This window comes from Bacillus sp. FSL W7-1346 (genome assembly GCF_038593335.1).
In the GTDB taxonomy this organism is placed as follows: Bacteria; Bacillota; Bacilli; order Bacillales; family Bacillaceae; genus Bacillus; species Bacillus altitudinis.
In genome coordinates this window covers 118,300-136,334 of record NZ_CP151988.1, presented here as the reverse complement: position 1 = coordinate 136,334, position 18,035 = coordinate 118,300, and the positions used below count along the sequence as shown (strand labels likewise).

Genomic DNA, 18,035 nt, shown 5'->3' with positions numbered 1-18,035 from the left:
AGTGATAGAAAGTGAAGAGTTACCTCCCACTTTCTGATCTTCAATAGTAGTTATACTTTAGTTTAAAGGCAAAATCAATTATTCACCTTTATTTTTTTTGATGATTTCTTCACTGATGCTCTTAGGCACTTCTTCGTAGTGATCCATGTGCATAGTGAAAGTACCGCGTCCTTGTGTGTTAGAACGGAGTGCAGTTGCATATCCGAACATTTCAGAAAGTGGAACCATAGCGCGAACAACTTGAGCGTTACCGCGAGCTTCCATACCTTCTACACGTCCACGACGAGATGTGATATCACCCATGATGTCTCCCATGTATTCTTCTGGGATAACGACTTCTACTTTCATCATTGGCTCAAGTAGAACTGGGTTACATTTGCTGACAGCATTTTTCAATGCCATAGATGCAGCAATTTTAAACGCCATTTCGTTAGAGTCAACATCATGGTAAGATCCATCGAATAATTTTGCTTTGATGTCGATTAATGGGAATCCAGCTAATACACCATTTTCTAGTGAATCTTCAAGACCTGCTTGAATTGCTGGAATGTATTCACGTGGAACAACCCCACCGACGATTGCATTTGTGAATTCGAAGCCTGCGCCTTCTTCGTTTGGTTCGAATTCGATCCAAACGTGTCCGAACTGACCGCGTCCACCAGACTGACGTACGAATTTACCTTCAACTTTTGCACTAGAACGGAATGTTTCACGGTACGCAACTTGAGGAGCTCCTACGTTAGCTTCAACCTTGAACTCACGCTTCATACGGTCAACAATGATATCAAGGTGAAGTTCACCCATACCAGAGATGATCGTTTGACCAGTTTCAGTGTTTGTTTGTGTACGGAATGTTGGATCCTCTTCAGCTAGTTTAGCTAAAGCGATACCCATTTTATCTTGGTCAGCCTTAGATTTAGGCTCGATAGCTACATCGATAACTGGCTCTGGGAATTCCATAGACTCAAGGATAACAAGATTTTTCTCGTCACAAAGAGTATCACCAGTAGATGTATCTTTAAGACCAACAGCTGCTGCGATATCCCCTGCATATACAGTAGAGATTTCTTCACGGCTGTTTGCGTGCATTTGAAGGATACGTCCAACACGCTCACGCTTGTTCTTAGAAGAGTTCTTCACGTAAGAACCAGAATCAAGTGTTCCAGAGTATACGCGGAAGAAAGTTAGTTTCCCAACATAAGGGTCAGTCATAACTTTAAATGCAAGAGCTGCGAATGGTGCGTCATCAGTAGACTCACGTACAACCTCTTCATTTGTATCTGGCAATGTACCTTTAATTGCAGCAACATCAGTTGGTGCAGGAAGGTAGTCAAGCACAGCGTCAAGTACAAGCTGAACACCTTTGTTTTTGAAAGCAGATCCAACAAGAACTGGGTAGAATTCAACATTCAACGTTCCTTTACGGATTGCAGCTTTCAATTCAGGAATTGTGATTTCTTCACCCTCAAGGTATTTTTCCATAAGCTCTTCATCAAGCTCAGCGACAGCTTCAATTAAGCTGCTGCGAAGCTCTTCAGCTTTATCTTTATACTCAGCAGGGATTTCTTGTGCATCAGAGCGAGTTCCAAGGTCATCTTCGTAGAAGTATGCTACGTTTTCTACAAGGTCGATGATTCCTTCGAATTGATCTTCAGCGCCGATCGGCAATTGAATTGCATGAGCGTTCGCTTGAAGACGATCTCTTAATGTGCTTACAGAGTAAAGGAAGTCCGCACCGGTTTTATCCATTTTGTTAACGAATACGATACGAGGTACTCCGTAAGTTGTTGCTTGGCGCCAAACTGTTTCAGTTTGAGGCTCTACACCTGATTGTGCATCAAGAACAGCAACCGCACCATCAAGTACACGCAAAGAACGTTCAACTTCAACAGTGAAGTCTACGTGTCCTGGTGTATCAATGATGTTTACACGGTAACCTTTCCATTGTGCTGTAGTAGCAGCAGAAGTGATTGTAATACCACGTTCTTGCTCCTGCTCCATCCAGTCCATTTGTGAAGCTCCTTCGTGAGTTTCACCAATTTTATGGATACGACCAGTGTAGTACAAGATACGCTCAGTCGTTGTCGTTTTACCGGCATCGATGTGAGCCATGATACCAATATTACGAGTTTTGTCTAAGGAGAACTCTCTTGCCATTGGGTAATTTCTCCTTCCTTATTAGGGAATAGTTTTTTTAGTTTGGTATAAATCCTACCAGCGGTAGTGAGCGAATGCTTTGTTCGCTTCTGCCATTTTGTGTGTATCTTCACGTTTCTTAACAGCAGCACCAGTGTTGTTAGCTGCGTCAAGGATTTCGTTAGCAAGACGCTCTTCCATCGTTTTTTCTCCACGAAGACGAGCGTAGTTTACTAACCAGCGAAGACCTAAAGTCGTACGACGATCTGGGCGAACTTCTACAGGAACTTGGTAGTTAGCTCCACCTACACGACGTGCTTTAACTTCAAGAACTGGCATGATGTTTTTCAAGGCTTGTTCGAAAACCTCCATCGCTTCATTACCAGTACGTTCTTTGATGATATCAAATGACTTGTAGAGAATAGTTTGTGACTTTCCTCTTTTACCGTCGATCATCATTTTGTTGATCAAACGAGATACAAGTTTAGAATTGTAAATTGGATCTGGCAAAACGTCTCTTTTTGCTACAGGACCTTTACGTGGCATCTGAATAGCCTCCCTTCTCTTTTAAAAGGATTTCTATCTGTCTTTCATCTCAATTTCATTGTCAGCTGCCTGACTCCACTGATCTGAACTCAACTTCTAAAAACCCTTATGTTTGTTTATATTATTTGCTTTGTTTAGGGCGTTTTGTTCCGTATTTAGAACGTCCTTGCATACGACCGTCAACTCCGGCAGTATCAAGCGCACCACGAACGATGTGGTAACGTACACCCGGTAAGTCTTTTACACGTCCGCCACGGATAAGTACTACACTGTGCTCTTGTAGGTTATGTCCGATACCAGGAATGTAAGCTGTTACCTCAATCAGGTTAGACAAACGTACACGAGCATATTTACGTAGTGCTGAGTTTGGTTTTTTCGGTGTCATTGTACCGACACGAGTACAAACCCCGCGCTTCTGTGGAGATGTTACGTTAGTGTGCTCTTTTTTGAAACTGTTGTATCCTTTGTTAAGTGCAGGAGACTTTGAGTTTTCAACTTTACTCACGCGTCCTTTGCGTATTAGCTGATTAATTGTAGGCATGTTGTTATTCCTCCCTTCATTACTTTTTTTATAACCCACATACCCAGGTGGTTCATCAAAAGGCAAAAAACAATGCTTTTGCATTTTAAGCATGCAAAAACAAAACAAGTACGCTATAACATAATGGCAACAGCTGCTGCCCCAACTTCAATTCCGCAGGCCTTGCCGAGCTTTTTCATGGAATCTACCACTAAAATGTCTACACCCTTCTCTTGCGCTAGTTTCATTACACTAGCGGTTAAAGCAGGATCAGCATCTTTCGCTACGACGATTTCCTTCACTGAATCTCGTTTCAGAGCTTTTACTGTTTGCTTCGTACCAATAATAATGGATTGAGCCTGTGATACTTTATCATAAGACATCGAATATCCTCCAAAGTAACAGGTTTTATTTTGAGCACCTTGGTTATATTATCATCATGGCAGAAGGATGTCAATATCGTTTGACAGATTATCTTGACATCCTTCACCATTTTTTGATGATTTTTATAGAAATCTTAAGAGAAAGATTACTCTACAGGAACCATATCGTCAGACGGCTGCACTTGTGAAACCGGCTTAACTTTACGGTAGTTTGGCATTCCAGTTCCAGCAGGAACAAGTTTACCGATGATGACATTCTCTTTCAAGCCAAGCAGTTCATCACGTTTTCCTTTGATCGCCGCATCTGTTAGGACACGAGTCGTTTCTTGGAAGGATGCTGCAGACAAGAACGAGTCTGTTTCAAGCGATGCTTTTGTAATACCAAGAAGAACTGGACGGCCTGTTGCAGGACGTTTGCCTTCGAATAGTACTTTTTTGTTCGCTTCTGTGAATTGGTGTACATCAAGAAGTGTGCCTGGTAATACATCTGTATCCCCTGCATCAGCGACACGCACTTTACGAAGCATTTGGCGAACCATTACTTCTACGTGCTTATCTCCGATTTCTACCCCTTGCATACGGTATACTTTTTGTACTTCATGAAGCAGATATTCTTGAACAGCTGTCATATCAGTCACTTTAAGAAGTTCTTTCGGATCGATTGAACCTTCTGTCAGTACTTGACCACGAGTGACTTTGTCACCTTCAACAACTTTCAGACGTGCATTGTAAGGAGCTGTGTAAGAGCGAGTTTCAACTTCGCCTTGAACCACAATTTCCTGTTGCTTGTCACGAACATCGTTAATTTCAGCAACGACACCATCAATTTCAGAAATGGTTGCCTGCCCTTTCGGATTACGCGCTTCAAATAACTCTTGGATACGAGGTAAACCTTGAGTGATATCGTCTCCTGCTACCCCACCGGTGTGGAACGTACGCATTGTAAGCTGTGTTCCTGGCTCACCGATCGATTGTGCAGCGATGATTCCAACTGCTTCACCGACTTCAACGTCAGTACCAGTTGCAAGGTTACGGCCGTAGCATCGTTTACATACACCATGAGGCGTGTTACATGTAAATGCAGAACGGATCCATACTTCCTCGATTCCTGCTTCAACTACTTCAAGTGCTTTATCTTCATCAATTAGTTCGTTTTCGCCAACAATGACTTCGCCCGTTTCAGGATGAACAATTGGTTTTCTTGCAAAACGTCCGATCAGACGTTCTTCAAGTTTCTCAATAATTTCATTTCCTTCTTTAATGGACTTCGCCAAGATTCCACGGTCTGTACCGCAATCTGTTTCACGGATGATAACATCCTGTGCAACGTCAACGAGACGACGCGTGAGGTAACCTGAGTCAGCTGTTTTAAGAGCTGTATCGGCAAGACCTTTACGCGCTCCGTGAGTGGAAATAAAGTATTCCAATACGGTTAAACCTTCACGGAAACTAGATTTAATCGGAAGTTCAATGATACGTCCAGCCGGGTTGGCCATCAGACCACGCATACCAGCCAGCTGAGTGAAGTTAGATGCGTTACCACGCGCTCCAGAGTCACTCATCATGTAGATAGGGTTGACTTCATCAAGGGACTTCATCAGTTTACCTTGGATGACATCTTTAGAAGAACTCCAGATCGAAATGACTCTCTCGTAACGCTCTTCTTCAGTAATCAAACCACGTCTGAATTGCTTCATGACGTTATCTACTTTTGCTTGCGCTTCTTCGAGGATCTTCTGTTTATCATCTAATACGACGATATCAGACACCCCAACCGTAATACCCGCTTTAGTAGAGTATTTGAAACCAAGATTTTTCATGCGGTCAAGCATTTTAGATGTTTCAGTGATATGGAATCTCTTAAAGATTTCCGCAATGATTTTACCTAAAATACCTTTTTTGAACGGCGCATTGATTTCTTGTTTCTCGATCGCAGCTTTGACATCTTCACCTTTTTCAAGGAAGAAGCGGTCAGGCGTTTTTTCTTCAATATTGCTCTTAGTCGGTTCATTCATGTATGGGAATGATTCCGGTAAGATTTCGTTAAAGATTAGTTTTCCAACTGTTGTAATCAACAATTTAGAACGCTGTTCATCAGTGAATGTCACATTCTTCAACGAGTTAGCTGCAACAGCTACACGTGTATGAAGATGCACATACCCATTTTGATAAGCTAGAAGGGCTTCGTTCGTATCTTTGAATACCATACCTTCTCCGATAGCACCTTTACGCTCAAGTGTAAGGTAGTAGTTACCTAGCACCATATCCTGAGATGGCGTAACAACAGGTTTTCCATCTTTCGGGTTCAAAATGTTTTGAGCAGCAAGCATTAAGATACGAGCTTCAGCTTGAGCTTCAGCAGATAATGGTACGTGAACCGCCATTTGGTCACCATCAAAGTCAGCGTTGTAGGCAGTACATACAAGTGGATGCAAACGAATTGCGCGTCCTTCCACAAGTGTAGGTTCAAACGCTTGAATACCAAGTCTGTGAAGAGTTGGTGCACGGTTTAGTAAGACTGGATGCTCACGAATCACTGATTCTAAAACATCCCAAACTTCCGGCTGCACGCGCTCAATCTTACGTTTCGCGCTCTTAATGTTGTGAGCTAATCCTTTTTCAACAAGTTCCTTCATCACGAATGGTTTGAATAGTTCAAGAGCCATTTCTTTCGGAAGTCCACACTGATACATTTTCAAATGTGGTCCAACGACGATAACGGAACGTCCAGAATAGTCAACACGTTTACCAAGCAAGTTTTGACGGAAACGCCCTTGTTTCCCTTTCAGCATGTGAGAAAGAGATTTCAATGGTCTATTTCCTGGTCCTGTTACTGGTCGGCCTCTACGTCCATTATCAATCAAGGCATCGACAGCTTCTTGAAGCATACGCTTCTCGTTCTGAACGATGATGCTTGGCGCACCAAGATCTAATAAACGTTTCAGACGATTGTTACGGTTGATGACACGACGATAAAGGTCGTTCAAGTCAGAAGTAGCAAAACGTCCGCCATCAAGCTGAACCATTGGACGTAATTCTGGTGGAATAACCGGAAGTACATCAAGGATCATCCAAGACGGTTTGTTTCCTGAGTTACGGAAAGCTTCCAACACTTCAAGGCGTTTGATCGCACGTGTACGACGCTGTCCTTGAGCTGTTTTTAGCTCTTCTTTGAGTGTATCTACTTCTTTCACAAGATCGATATCTTGAAGAAGTTTGTTAATTGCTTCTGCACCCATAGCTGCTTGGAAGGTGTTACCGTATTTATCTAAATAAGCACGGAATTCTTTCTCAGAAAGAAGTTGTTTCTTCTCAAGCGGTGTGTTGCCCGGATCAGTCACGACGTAAGAAGCGAAGTAAATCACTTCTTCTAACGCACGTGGTGACATATCTAGAACAAGACCCATACGGCTTGGGATACCTTTGAAATACCAAATGTGGGAAACTGGGGCAGCCAGTTCGATATGCCCCATTCTCTCACGACGGACTTTTGCCCGTGTTACTTCTACACCACAACGGTCACATACAACACCCTTATAACGAACGCGTTTATACTTTCCACAATGACATTCCCAGTCTTTTTGCGGTCCGAAGATACGTTCACAAAAGAGACCATCTTTTTCCGGTTTCAGTGTACGATAGTTAATCGTTTCAGGCTTTTTCACTTCACCAAAAGACCAAGAACGGATTTTATCAGGTGATGCGAGACCGATGTTCATATACTCAAAATTGTTCACATCTAGCAAGGGGCCTACCTCCCTTTTAATCTTCGGGTTATACCCTAGTCACTTGCTCTAATCGTTTCTGCTATTCTTTTGTGACTGCGTCACGTTCAAGATCGACAGGTGCGAGGTCTGCAGCATCTTCGTCATTAGATAACGCTAATCCGTCTGCTTTCTTCGTTTCCTCATCGTCTTCTAAATCTCTCATTTCTATCTCTTCTTCATCGCCAGATAGGATTTTCACATCCATACCTAAACTTTGAAGTTCTTTAATTAATACTTTGAATGATTCAGGGACACCTGGTTCAGGTACGTTATCCCCTTTGACGATCGCTTCGTATGTTTTCACACGACCCACAACGTCATCCGATTTTACAGTTAAGATTTCTTGAAGTGTATATGCTGCACCGTAAGCTTCAAGTGCCCATACTTCCATCTCTCCGAAACGCTGTCCACCAAACTGTGCTTTACCGCCCAGTGGCTGCTGCGTAACAAGTGAGTATGGTCCAGTTGAACGAGCGTGAAGTTTATCGTCAACCATGTGAGCCAGTTTGATCATGTACATGATTCCCACTGATACACGGTTATCGAATGGTTCACCAGTTCGACCGTCATAAAGGACTGTTTTCGCATCACGGGACATACCTGCTTCTTCAAGCGTTTCCCAAACATCTTCCTCACGCGCACCATCAAATACTGGTGACGCAATGTGGATGCCTAGGTAACGTGCAGCCATACCCATATGAAGCTCAAGTACCTGACCGATATTCATACGAGATGGTACCCCTAGAGGGTTTAACATGATATCAATCGGTGTTCCATCTGGAAGATACGGCATATCTTCTTCTGGAAGGATTTTGGAGATAACCCCTTTGTTACCATGTCGTCCGGCCATTTTGTCACCTTCAGAAATTTTACGCTTCTGAACGATGTATACACGGACTAACTGGTTAACACCTGGTGGTAATTCATCTCCATCTTCACGGTTAAAGACTTTGACATCGTGGATGATTCCGCCGCCGCCGTGTGGTACACGTAGAGACGTATCACGTACTTCACGAGCCTTTTCACCGAAGATTGCATGTAATAGACGTTCTTCAGCTGTTAGTTCTGTTACACCTTTAGGCGTTACTTTCCCGACAAGAAGATCTCCGTCTTTTACTTCTGCACCAATACGGATGATTCCACGCTCGTCAAGGTTGCGTAAAGCATCTTCCCCAACGTTTGGAATATCACGCGTAATTTCTTCTGGTCCAAGCTTTGTATCACGAGCTTCTGATTCATATTCTTCAATATGAATAGAAGTGTAGACGTCATCTTTTACAAGGCGCTCACTCATAATGATCGCATCCTCATAGTTGTAACCGTCCCAAGTCATGAAGCCGACCATGACGTTACGTCCTAGAGCCAATTCACCTTTTTCCATAGAAGGACCGTCTGCAAGGATTTCTCCTTTGACGACTTCATCTCCAACACTTACAATTGGGCGCTGGTTGTAGCAAGTCCCTTGGTTAGAGCGGACAAATTTCAGCAAGCTGTATTTGTCTAGGTTTCCTTTGACTTGTTGTCCGTCAACGTCTTCATAACGGCGAACCCAAATATTCTTCGCTTCAACACGTTCTACAACACCTGGGTAACGGCAGATCACAGCAGCACCAGAGTCTTTACCTGATACATACTCCATACCTGTACCAACAATTGGTGATTCCGGCTGCATCAAAGGCACAGCCTGACGTTGCATGTTCGCTCCCATTAGAGCACGGTTAGAGTCATCGTTTTCTAAGAATGGGATACATGCTGTCGCCGCAGAAACAACCTGCTTCGGCGAAACGTCCATGTAGTCAACGCGATTTCGAGGAACAACGGTGTTTTCCCCTCTGAAACGAGCAATGATATTATCATCAATAAACGAACCATCTTCACCTAATATAGCGTTCGCTTGTGCTACTACGTAGTTATCCTCTTCATCAGCTGTTAGGTAATCGATTCTCGGCGTCACTTTACCTGTTTCAGGATCAACCCGACGGTAAGGTGTTTCGATAAATCCGAAGCGATTCACTTTCGCAAATGAAGATAGAGAGTTGATCAAACCAATGTTTGGACCCTCTGGTGTTTCAATCGGACACATACGACCATAGTGAGAATAGTGAACGTCACGAACTTCCATTCCTGCACGCTCACGTGTCAAACCACCCGGTCCAAGCGCTGATAGACGACGTTTGTGTGTCAATTCAGCAAGCGGGTTTGTTTGATCCATGAACTGAGAAAGCTGAGAGCTACCAAAGAACTCTTTGATAGAAGCGATCACAGGACGGATGTTGATCAGCTGCTGAGGTGTGATCGTGTTCGTGTCTTGAATCGACATTCTTTCACGAACAACACGCTCCATTCTGCTTAAACCAATACGGAATTGGTTTTGCAGAAGTTCACCTACAGAACGCAGACGACGGTTACCAAGGTGATCGATATCATCTGTGTCGCCTACTCCATGAAGTAGGTTAAAGAAGTAACTGATTGAAGCAATGATGTCAGAAGGCGTGATGTTCTTCACAGCTTCCTCTACATATGCATTACCAATCACGTTGATCACTTGCTCGCCTTCTTGATCAGTTGGTGCATAAATCTTGATAGATTGAAGTTCTACTTCATCCTCTACTACGCCACCGTTTGGATAAAGCTTTCTAAATCCGATGCCGTTTTCTAAGTATGGAAGAACTTTATCAAGCACTCTTCTATCTAAAATTTGACCTTTTTCTGCTAGGATTTCACCTGTTTCAGGATCAACTAGCGTTTCAGCCAATTTTTGATTGAATAGTCTATTTTTAATATGAAGCTTCTTATTAATCTTGTAGCGTCCAACATTTGCTAAGTCATATCTCTTCGGATCAAAGAAGCGAGAGTCTAGCAAGCTTTTCGCATTTTCAACAGTTGGCGGCTCTCCAGGACGAAGACGCTCGTAGATTTCGAGAAGTGCTTTATCAGCATTCTCTGTATTGTCTTTTTCCAACGTGTTGCGTAAGTATTCATTCTCGCCAATGAGGTCAAGAATCTCTTGATCAGAGCTGAAGCCGAGAGCACGCAAAAGAACCGTAACCGGCAACTTACGTGTGCGATCGATGCGTACATAGACTACATCCTTCGCATCAGTTTCGTATTCTAACCATGCGCCACGGTTTGGAATGACAGTCGCAGTAAAACCTTTTTTACCGTTTTTGTCTACTTTACCACTGAAATATACACTTGGAGAACGTACTAACTGAGAAACGATTACACGTTCCGCACCATTAATGATAAAAGTACCTGTGTCTGTCATGATTGGGAAATCACCCATAAACACATCTTGGTCTTTTACTTCTCCAGTTTCTTTGTTAATTAAACGAACTTTTACTCTTAGTGGAGCAGAGTAAGTTACATCACGTTCTTTTGATTCTGCTACAGGATACTTAGGATCCCCTAGGCTGTAATCAATGAATTCAAGAGAAAGGTTACCAGTAAAATCCTCAATTGGGGATATATCTTGAAACATCTCTCTAAGACCCTCATCAAGAAACCACTGATAAGAAGAGGTTTGAATTTCAATGAGATTTGGTAATTCTAACACTTCGCTTATGCGTGCGTAGCTTCTGCGCTGGCGGTGTCGTCCATACTGAACTAGTTGACCTGTCAACTGATTCACCCCTCAAATCATGCGTATTATATGTGTAAAAAGTATTTCTGTCTTTCAAATGTCAGTAAAGAAATACTTTTACAAGACAAAAGAAAAAAGGGTTTCTAAAATAAGAAAACCACATCCAAAAACAAATACCGATTTTATTAGTTTTCCCAAGTATGCATAATTTATACAAAATAGTTGTTTTTTAAGCCTATCAAGCAAAATATACACATTGGCATTTTATAATGTTAACACAGCTAGGAAACTGCGTCAAACTTTTTTAGCTTTGATAATATAGTAGCCCTTTTTTTTCATAACGACCGTCACTTCTCCAAAAAGTTGCTCTAATTTCTCAATCGCAGATGGTCCACCTTGTTTTTTCTGAATAACCACCCACAACTCACCTTCCGGCAATAAATGATCAGCACTTTTTTCAAAGATCGCATGTACTACTTTCTTCCCTGCCCGTATTGGGGGATTGGTCAGTATAGAGGCAAAAGCAGCTGATGAATGAACATTCGAGAACAAATCACTTTGATAGATGCGGACATTATCAATGCGATTATGCTTAGCGTTTTCCTTTGAAAGTTCGACTGCTCTTTCGTTCACATCAATCATATGAATGGTGCGGCCTGTCATTTCGTTTGCTAACGATAAGCCGATCGGTCCATAACCGCAACCGACATCTAAGACGTCGCCATCCAAGTCAGGTTCTTCAAAAGCTTCAATTAAAAGCCTCGAACCATAGTCGACTTCTTTCTTAGAAAACACTCCACTGTCACTTGTAAAAGTAAAGCTACGGTTTCTCAAGGTGAAGTCCCATGTCTGTTTATTGCTTTTCACTGATGGCTTTTCCGTATAATAGTGGTCACTCATGGTGAATGGACCTCCTCTGGATTCAATCGTTTCAGGAGATAAGAAAAGAAAAAGCCCGCCAGTAAAAGCGAGCTTTCCCAAAAGATTAGGCGAAGATTACTTAACTTCTACAGAAGCGCCAACTTCTTCAAGCTTAGCTTTAAGTTCTTCAGCTTCTTCTTTAGCAATACCTTCTTTAAGTGGTTTTGGAGTGTTGTCAACAAGTTCTTTAGCTTCTTTCAAGCCAAGACCAGTGATTTCACGAACCACTTTGATAACTTTGATTTTTTGGTCTCCAGCACCAGCAAGTACTAGATCAAAATCAGTTTTTTCTTCAGCAGCAGCACCGCCACCAGCAGCTACAGCTACAGGAGCAGCAGCAGTTACGCCAAATTCTTCTTCGATTGCTTTTACTAAGTCGTTTAACTCAAGTACAGTTGCTTCTTTAACTGAAGCAATGATTTCTTCGATATTTAAAGCCATTTGTAATTCCTCCATTTTTAAGTTTTTTACGTCAAGTACGCATTAAGCGCCTTGTTCTTCTTTTTGATCTGCAACTGCTTTAGTAGCAAGAGCAAGGTTACGAACTGGAGCTTGAAGAACGCTAAGCAACATAGATAGTAAGCCTTCGCGAGACGGAAGTTCCGCAAGAGCCTTCACTTCTTCTACAGTCGCTACGTTTCCTTCGATAACACCAGCTTTGATTTCTAAAGCTTCGTGGCTTTTCGCAAATTCGTTGATGATTTTCGCAGGTGCGATAACATCTTCGTTACTGAATGCGATAGCGTTTGGACCTGTTAAGAAATCGTTTAAACCCGTTAGTTCAACTTGTTCAACTGCACGGCGAGTCAAAGTGTTTTTGTAAACTTTGAATTCTACGCCAGCATCACGAAGCTGTTTACGAAGTTCAGTCACTTCAGAAACTGAAAGACCGCGGTAATCTACGATTACAGTAGACAAACTGTCTTTAAATTTAGAAGTAATTTCATCAACGACAACTTTTTTAGTATCGATTGCATTGCTCATGGTTACACCTCCTGTACAATTCTTTGTGTAACACTTATACCGATCAGGCCATCACGTTCCTAACGAACGGTTCTCCATATAAAAAGCCTCCATTAAGACATGGAGGCTGTATATACAAGCATACGTTAACGTAAGACTGTGACATATACACCTCGGCGGGTTAATTAAGCCATAAGGCCCCTGCTGTCTACGGTATAAATGATTATTCTATTTTACAACATTTTGATATTATCAAAACGGTTGTGATAAGTCAAGAATTATTTTGCAGAGAAAGAAGATGGGTCCACTTTCACGCCAGGGCCCATAGTAGATGTAACAGAAACGTTTTTCACGTATACACCTTTAGCCGCTGCAGGTTTTGCTTTAAGGATTGTGTCATAGATTGTTGCAAAGTTCTCAACAAGCTTTTCGTCCTCGAAAGAAACCTTTCCGATTGGCGCGTGGATGTTACCAGCTTTATCAACGCGGTATTCTACTTTACCAGCTTTGATTTCATTGATTGCTTTTTCTACTTCGAAAGTTACAGTTCCTGTTTTAGGGTTTGGCATAAGACCTTTTGGTCCAAGTACACGACCGATCTTACCAACTTCACCCATCATGTCAGGTGTCGCAACGATTACATCGAATTCGAACCAGCCTTGTTGGATTTTAGTGATGTAATCAGAATCTCCAACGTAGTCTGCTCCAGCAGCTTCTGCTTCTTTTGCTTTTTCGCCTTTAGCGAACACAAGAACGCGTTGAGTTTTACCAGTTCCGTTAGGAAGTACAACTGCACCGCGGATTTGTTGATCGTTTTTACGAGGGTCTACGCCCAAACGAAAAGCAACTTCTACAGTCGCATCAAATTTCGCTGTATTTGCTTTTTTTGTAAGAGAAACAGCTTCAGCTACATCATACGCTTTAGTACGTTCGATTAGCTTAGCAGCTTCTACATACTTTTTACCTTTTTTAGCCATTATAAAAATCCTCCTTATGTGGTTTTAGCGGAATAACCTCCCACGAATAAGGGTTGCGAACTTGTCAAAACCAAACTCGCAACCCAACAAGACAAAAAATTAATCTTCGATGACAATACCCATACTGCGTGCAGTACCTTCAACCATGCGCATAGCTGATTCAACGCTAGCAGCGTTTAAGTCAGGCATTTTTGTTTCCGCGATTTCGCGTACTTTATCACGCTTAACAGTTGCCACTTTATTACGGTTAGGTTCACCAGAACCAGACTCAATACCAGCTGCTTTTTTAAGTAAAACTGCAGCAGGTGGAGTTTTAGTAATAAATGTAAATGAACGGTCTTCAAAAACCGAAATTTCAACAGGAATGATAAGACCAGCTTGGTCAGCTGTACGAGCGTTAAACTCCTTACAGAATCCCATGATATTAACACCGGCTTGACCTAGTGCAGGTCCAACTGGTGGAGCTGGGTTAGCTTTTCCAGCAGGAATTTGCAATTTAACAACTTTAACTACTTTTTTAGCCACGAGACACACCTCCTTAAAGTCCGTGATGTGGTAATAGGGGAATCCCCCTCCCACTCAACAACTTCATTCTTTATATGAATGACGAAATAACTAGCTAGCGATCTTGAGCGAACTCAAGACGTACCTTTGCTATATTACCACTTCTATACACTCATTTCAAGCTCTTTTAAATTACAATTTATCGATCTGTGTGAACTCAAGTTCCACAGGAGTTTCTCTACCAAACATATTAACGAATACTTTGACTTTGCTTTTATCATAATCAATCTCTTCGATAGAGCCTGTGAAGTTAGCAAATGGTCCATCGATGACCTTGACTGTTTCTTTTAGTTCAAAGTCGATTTCTGTCTTGCGCTCTTCAAGTCCCATTCTCTTCAGAATGGTTTCCGCTTCGCCAGGTAATAACGCTGTCGGCTTAGAGCCTGATCCAGCTGATCCAACGAATCCTGTCACACCTGGTGTATTACGAACGACATACCAAGAATCGTCAGTCATGACGATTTCTACTAGCACATATCCAGGGAATACTTTCTTTTTCACTACTTTTTTCTTACCGTTTTTAATGTCCGTTTCTTCTTCTTCTGGTACAACAACGCGGAAAATTTTATCCTGCATGCCCATTGATTCAACACGCTTTTCCAAGTTTGCTTTCACTTTGTTTTCATAGCCAGAGTACGTATGCACAACATACCAATTCTTTTCCATTTTCGTTCAGGACTATTTAGTCCTTCCCTCCCCACATTTCGTAATGTCTATTTGACGAATCTCGAGTACCGGTAAATATTTTCAAGCAATTGAAAAAACCCGTAAAACGGGTTTTTTGGCAAGTCATATTATGATCTATTATAGCACGTTCAGCAGACCATTATTCAAGTATTAATGAATTAATTCGATTAATTGTGAGATTCCTATATCAAGAAAAGAGAAAAAGATGGCAAAAAATACGACTGTTAAAATAACAGTGATCGTGTAGCGGACCATTTCGTTTTTCTTTGGCCAGCTGACCTTTTTCATTTCTTTCCCGACACTTTTTAAGAAACTGATAATACGCATGTAAAAGACCTCCACAGATTAAAGAACGCAAATCCTACTTCGTTTCTAAATGTGTTTTATGTGAATTACAAGTCTTGCAATATTTCTTAACTTCTAATCTTTCAGCTGCTGAAGCAACACTTTTCATTGTCGTATAATTGCGGCTTCCGCAGTCTTTACAGGCTAGAGTAATCTTTTTCCTCATATTTACACCTATTTTCTCGACATCATTTCCTTAGTACCTTATCACAGTGTCGAAAAAGCTGTCAATATAGGTTTGATTAGAGACTGATCTCGCGCAGCTCTAAATATTTCTCTAATTTTCTCTTTACTCTTTGGAGTGCGTTATCAATTGATTTCACATGACGGTTTAAATCTTCAGAAATCTCCTGATAGGACCTACCATCAAGATAAAGCACAAGTACCTTTCTTTCCAGCTCGCTTAGTAATTCACCCATTTTCATTTCAATATCATCAAATTCTTCTTTGCTAATGATTAAATCTTCTGGGTTAAGCGCTTTAGCACCGGAAATGACGTCCAATAATGTTCTGTCCGATTCTTCATCGTATATCGGCTTGTCTAATGATACATAGGAATTTAACGGGATATGTTTTTGGCGAGTAGCTGTTTTAATTGCGGTGATAATTTGGCGGGTAATACATAATTCTGCAAAAGCCTTAAATGAAGTAAGCTTGTCCTCTCTGAAATCGCGGATAGACTTATAAAGTCCGATCATCCCCTCTTGGACAATGTCCTCTCGATCCGCTCCAATCAAGAAATAAGATCTTGCTTTCGCACGTACAAAATTGCGGTATTTCGTTATTAAATAATCTAGCGCATCACTATCTCCGACATGAACCCTTTCAATGACTTGTTCATCTTCCAACTGGCAAAATTGCTCTCTGATGGACTTACCCTTGCTGTTGTTTAGATTCACTTCGATCCCCCCGACCGCACCTAGATAGAAATATTATACAATAATGGTTGAAATATCGTCAAGCTATTCCAAGTTTCCCCGCCGCCATTTTTCAAACGTTTTCAATACATCTTCTGACAATTCAATTTTGGATGCTGGTTTATCAGAAGTAATCTTTTTGACACGTGTTTCAATCTTTCGTTCAATCACTTCTATCTCTCTTAATAGCTCTCGTGCTGACTTACGAAGTGCACCCTGTCCAAAAATTGCCCATTGTTCTGTATAATCAGAGGTCGCCACATGAATTTGCGTCCGAATGTTATTCAAGTCTTGTGCCAGTTTTTCAATCCGCTCATCAGCCGTTTCATTTTCTCTTGTAAAGATGACCTCTACTCGGTGGTTTGTCCGCTTCTTTTCGATTCCTTTGACCATATGGGCATCGAATACGACAATGACTCGATACCCTGTATATGCTTGATATTCTGCTAAATGTTGAATCAGCACGTCTCTGGCTTCTTCAAAGCTGTTTTCTTTTAAGTGCTGCAAACGAGGCCATGCACCTATCATGTTGTATCCATCGACTAAGAGGATGTCCATCTCTATTCTCCTAACGGATAACGTTTTCGATACACTTCATACATCAATAGACTAGCGGCAACTGATGCATTTAATGAAGTGACCTTCCCGGCCATTGGCAATTTAATCAAGAAATCACATTTTTCCTTAATCAATCGGCCAATTCCTTTTCCTTCACTGCCGATGACAAGAGCGAGAGGCATCGTGCCGTCAAATTGTCTGTAGTCCTGCTTCGCAGATGCATCTGTCCCTGCCACCCAGATTCCTCTTTCCTTCATTTCATCAAGAGCTCTGGAAAGATTGGTTACTTTTGCGACCGGGATATGTTCAATGGCTCCAGTAGATGCTTTCGCAACAGTTGTCGTCAAGCCTACCGCTCGTCGTTTTGGAATGACGATTCCATGTGCACCAACAGCATCGGCCGTACGCATGATCGACCCTAAATTGTGCGGATCTTCAATTTCATCTAAGATGATGAAAAATGGTTGTTCATTCCGCTTTTCAGCAATTTGATACAGATCGTCCAATTCTGCATATTCATATGCTGCTACTTGTGCAACGATTCCCTGGTGCTGACCTGTTACCATTTGATCAAGCTTTTTCCTCGGAACATACTGAATGGTGATATTTTGCTTTTTCGCGAGTTCAATGACCTGTTGGGCTTGTCCTTTTACAGTGTTTTCTGCCATCCAGAGCTTGTATAACTCCCGATCTGACTTCAGTGTTTCAATCACTGCATTTTTCCCAATCACATAATCATGTTGCTGACTCATTTGTCTTCCTCCCTGACGTTCCGATTTCAATCGCCTGACTAATCAACTCTTCTAAGCGTTCGTCCTGCTTCTCAATAAATAAATAACCCATGAGCGCTTCAAACGCTGTACTATAACGATACGTTTGAACGTCTGTGTTTTTAGGCACTGTGCCTGATTTTGCATTTCTTCCTCTTTTCAGCACCGCTTCTTCCGCTTCTGTGAAAAAGCCCTTCTGCTGAAGCTCAAATAAAATAGCGGCCTGAGATTTAGCTGAAACGATCTTACTTGCACGTTTATGAAGCTCATTTGGTTTGGTCGCCCCCGTTTGGAGGAGGTGATGCCTCACGTATACTTCAAAAATGGCATCACCCATATAAGCAAGCGCAAGTCCGTTCAACTGTTTTCCGTCTTTCAGCTTTTCAAAATTCAACATG

Annotated in this window: 18 protein-coding genes and 1 other annotated feature; all 18 genes read right to left on the bottom strand. The window is 41.8% G+C overall.

Going from position 1 to position 18,035, the window contains the following annotated elements; translation table 11 throughout:
* Positions 1–78: 78 nt before the first annotated feature.
* Positions 79–2,157, bottom strand: coding sequence for an elongation factor G (gene fusA / locus NST09_RS00715; protein WP_007496301.1), 2,079 nt, complete (start codon positions 2,155–2,157; stop codon positions 79–81).
* A gap of 54 nt (positions 2,158–2,211) precedes the next feature.
* Positions 2,212–2,682 carry a 30S ribosomal protein S7 gene (gene rpsG, locus NST09_RS00710; RefSeq protein ID WP_003216884.1) on the bottom strand — a complete coding sequence of 157 codons (471 nt, stop codon included), beginning with the start codon at positions 2,680–2,682 and terminating at the stop codon, positions 2,212–2,214.
* Positions 2,683–2,803: 121 nt separating this feature from the next.
* Complete coding sequence (gene rpsL, locus NST09_RS00705; RefSeq protein ID WP_003216962.1) at positions 2,804–3,223, bottom strand: 30S ribosomal protein S12; 420 nt, start codon at positions 3,221–3,223, stop codon at positions 2,804–2,806.
* 113 nt (positions 3,224–3,336) lie between these two features.
* Complete coding sequence (locus tag NST09_RS00700) at positions 3,337–3,585, bottom strand: 50S ribosomal protein L7ae-like protein (protein WP_008345416.1); 249 nt, start codon at positions 3,583–3,585, stop codon at positions 3,337–3,339.
* Between the two features lie 146 nt (positions 3,586–3,731).
* A complete protein-coding gene (gene rpoC, locus NST09_RS00695; protein WP_007496298.1) occupies positions 3,732–7,331 on the bottom strand; it encodes a DNA-directed RNA polymerase subunit beta' in 3,600 nt (1,199 codons plus the stop codon).
* A gap of 61 nt (positions 7,332–7,392) precedes the next feature.
* Positions 7,393–10,974, bottom strand: coding sequence for a DNA-directed RNA polymerase subunit beta (gene rpoB / locus NST09_RS00690; RefSeq protein ID WP_007496297.1), 3,582 nt, complete (start codon positions 10,972–10,974; stop codon positions 7,393–7,395).
* Between the two features lie 255 nt (positions 10,975–11,229).
* Entirely contained in the window at positions 11,230–11,835 is a 606-nt protein-coding gene (locus tag NST09_RS00685; RefSeq protein ID WP_007496296.1) for a class I SAM-dependent methyltransferase, read from the bottom strand.
* A gap of 96 nt (positions 11,836–11,931) precedes the next feature.
* Positions 11,932–12,297, bottom strand: coding sequence for a 50S ribosomal protein L7/L12 (gene rplL / locus NST09_RS00680; protein WP_008345418.1), 366 nt, complete (start codon positions 12,295–12,297; stop codon positions 11,932–11,934).
* A gap of 42 nt (positions 12,298–12,339) precedes the next feature.
* Complete coding sequence (gene rplJ / locus NST09_RS00675; RefSeq protein WP_007496293.1) at positions 12,340–12,840, bottom strand: 50S ribosomal protein L10; 501 nt, start codon at positions 12,838–12,840, stop codon at positions 12,340–12,342.
* 70 nt (positions 12,841–12,910) lie between these two features.
* Positions 12,911–13,051, bottom strand: a sequence feature (ribosomal protein L10 leader region).
* Between the two features lie 46 nt (positions 13,052–13,097).
* Complete coding sequence (gene rplA / locus NST09_RS00670; RefSeq protein ID WP_007496292.1) at positions 13,098–13,796, bottom strand: 50S ribosomal protein L1; 699 nt, start codon at positions 13,794–13,796, stop codon at positions 13,098–13,100.
* Positions 13,797–13,895: 99 nt separating this feature from the next.
* Positions 13,896–14,321: a 50S ribosomal protein L11 gene (gene rplK, locus NST09_RS00665; RefSeq protein ID WP_003216956.1), complete on the bottom strand. Its 426-nt coding sequence runs from the start codon at positions 14,319–14,321 to the stop codon at positions 13,896–13,898.
* A gap of 171 nt (positions 14,322–14,492) precedes the next feature.
* Positions 14,493–15,026, bottom strand: coding sequence for a transcription termination/antitermination protein NusG (gene nusG / locus NST09_RS00660; RefSeq protein ID WP_003217197.1), 534 nt, complete (start codon positions 15,024–15,026; stop codon positions 14,493–14,495).
* 171 nt (positions 15,027–15,197) lie between these two features.
* Positions 15,198–15,374, bottom strand: coding sequence for a preprotein translocase subunit SecE (gene secE, locus NST09_RS00655; protein WP_008345422.1), 177 nt, complete (start codon positions 15,372–15,374; stop codon positions 15,198–15,200).
* Positions 15,375–15,408: 34 nt separating this feature from the next.
* Positions 15,409–15,558: a 50S ribosomal protein L33 gene (rpmG, locus tag NST09_RS00650; protein WP_008356502.1), complete on the bottom strand. Its 150-nt coding sequence runs from the start codon at positions 15,556–15,558 to the stop codon at positions 15,409–15,411.
* 76 nt (positions 15,559–15,634) lie between these two features.
* A complete protein-coding gene (gene sigH, locus NST09_RS00645; RefSeq protein WP_008345424.1) occupies positions 15,635–16,291 on the bottom strand; it encodes an RNA polymerase sporulation sigma factor SigH in 657 nt (218 codons plus the stop codon).
* 63 nt (positions 16,292–16,354) lie between these two features.
* Positions 16,355–16,867, bottom strand: coding sequence for a ribosome-dependent mRNA decay endonuclease Rae1/YacP (gene rae1, locus NST09_RS00640; RefSeq protein WP_007496285.1), 513 nt, complete (start codon positions 16,865–16,867; stop codon positions 16,355–16,357).
* Between the two features lie 2 nt (positions 16,868–16,869).
* A complete protein-coding gene (gene rlmB, locus NST09_RS00635; RefSeq protein ID WP_017359163.1) occupies positions 16,870–17,619 on the bottom strand; it encodes a 23S rRNA (guanosine(2251)-2'-O)-methyltransferase RlmB in 750 nt (249 codons plus the stop codon).
* Positions 17,603–18,034, bottom strand: a complete 432-nt coding sequence (locus NST09_RS00630) for a Mini-ribonuclease 3 (protein WP_008345428.1) — start codon at positions 18,032–18,034, stop codon at positions 17,603–17,605. The genes rlmB and NST09_RS00630 overlap by 17 nt, the downstream gene beginning before the upstream one ends.
* Between the last annotated feature and the right edge of the window lies 1 nt (position 18,035).

Excerpts from the sequence above, each read along its gene's own strand:
- fusA (WP_007496301.1), bottom strand. The coding sequence starts at position 2,157 with ATGGCAAGAGAGTTCTCCTTAGACAAAACTCGTAATATTGGTATCATG.
- rpsG (WP_003216884.1), bottom strand. The coding sequence starts at position 2,682 with ATGCCACGTAAAGGTCCTGTAGCAAAAAGAGACGTTTTGCCAGATCCA.
- rpsL (WP_003216962.1), bottom strand. The coding sequence starts at position 3,223 with ATGCCTACAATTAATCAGCTAATACGCAAAGGACGCGTGAGTAAAGTT.
- NST09_RS00700 (WP_008345416.1), bottom strand. The coding sequence starts at position 3,585 with ATGTCTTATGATAAAGTATCACAGGCTCAATCCATTATTATTGGTACG.
- NST09_RS00685 (WP_007496296.1), bottom strand. The coding sequence starts at position 11,835 with ATGAGTGACCACTATTATACGGAAAAGCCATCAGTGAAAAGCAATAAA.
- rplL (WP_008345418.1), bottom strand. The coding sequence starts at position 12,297 with ATGGCTTTAAATATCGAAGAAATCATTGCTTCAGTTAAAGAAGCAACT.
- rplJ (WP_007496293.1), bottom strand. The coding sequence starts at position 12,840 with ATGAGCAATGCAATCGATACTAAAAAAGTTGTCGTTGATGAAATTACT.
- rplA (WP_007496292.1), bottom strand. The coding sequence starts at position 13,796 with ATGGCTAAAAAAGGTAAAAAGTATGTAGAAGCTGCTAAGCTAATCGAA.
- nusG (WP_003217197.1), bottom strand. The coding sequence starts at position 15,026 with ATGGAAAAGAATTGGTATGTTGTGCATACGTACTCTGGCTATGAAAAC.
- secE (WP_008345422.1), bottom strand. The coding sequence starts at position 15,374 with ATGCGTATTATCAGTTTCTTAAAAAGTGTCGGGAAAGAAATGAAAAAG.
- rpmG (WP_008356502.1), bottom strand. The coding sequence starts at position 15,558 with ATGAGGAAAAAGATTACTCTAGCCTGTAAAGACTGCGGAAGCCGCAAT.
- rae1 (WP_007496285.1), bottom strand. The coding sequence starts at position 16,867 with ATGGACATCCTCTTAGTCGATGGATACAACATGATAGGTGCATGGCCT.
- rlmB (WP_017359163.1), bottom strand. The coding sequence starts at position 17,619 with ATGAGTCAGCAACATGATTATGTGATTGGGAAAAATGCAGTGATTGAA.
- NST09_RS00630 (WP_008345428.1), bottom strand. The coding sequence starts at position 18,034 with ATGTTGAATTTTGAAAAGCTGAAAGACGGAAAACAGTTGAACGGACTT.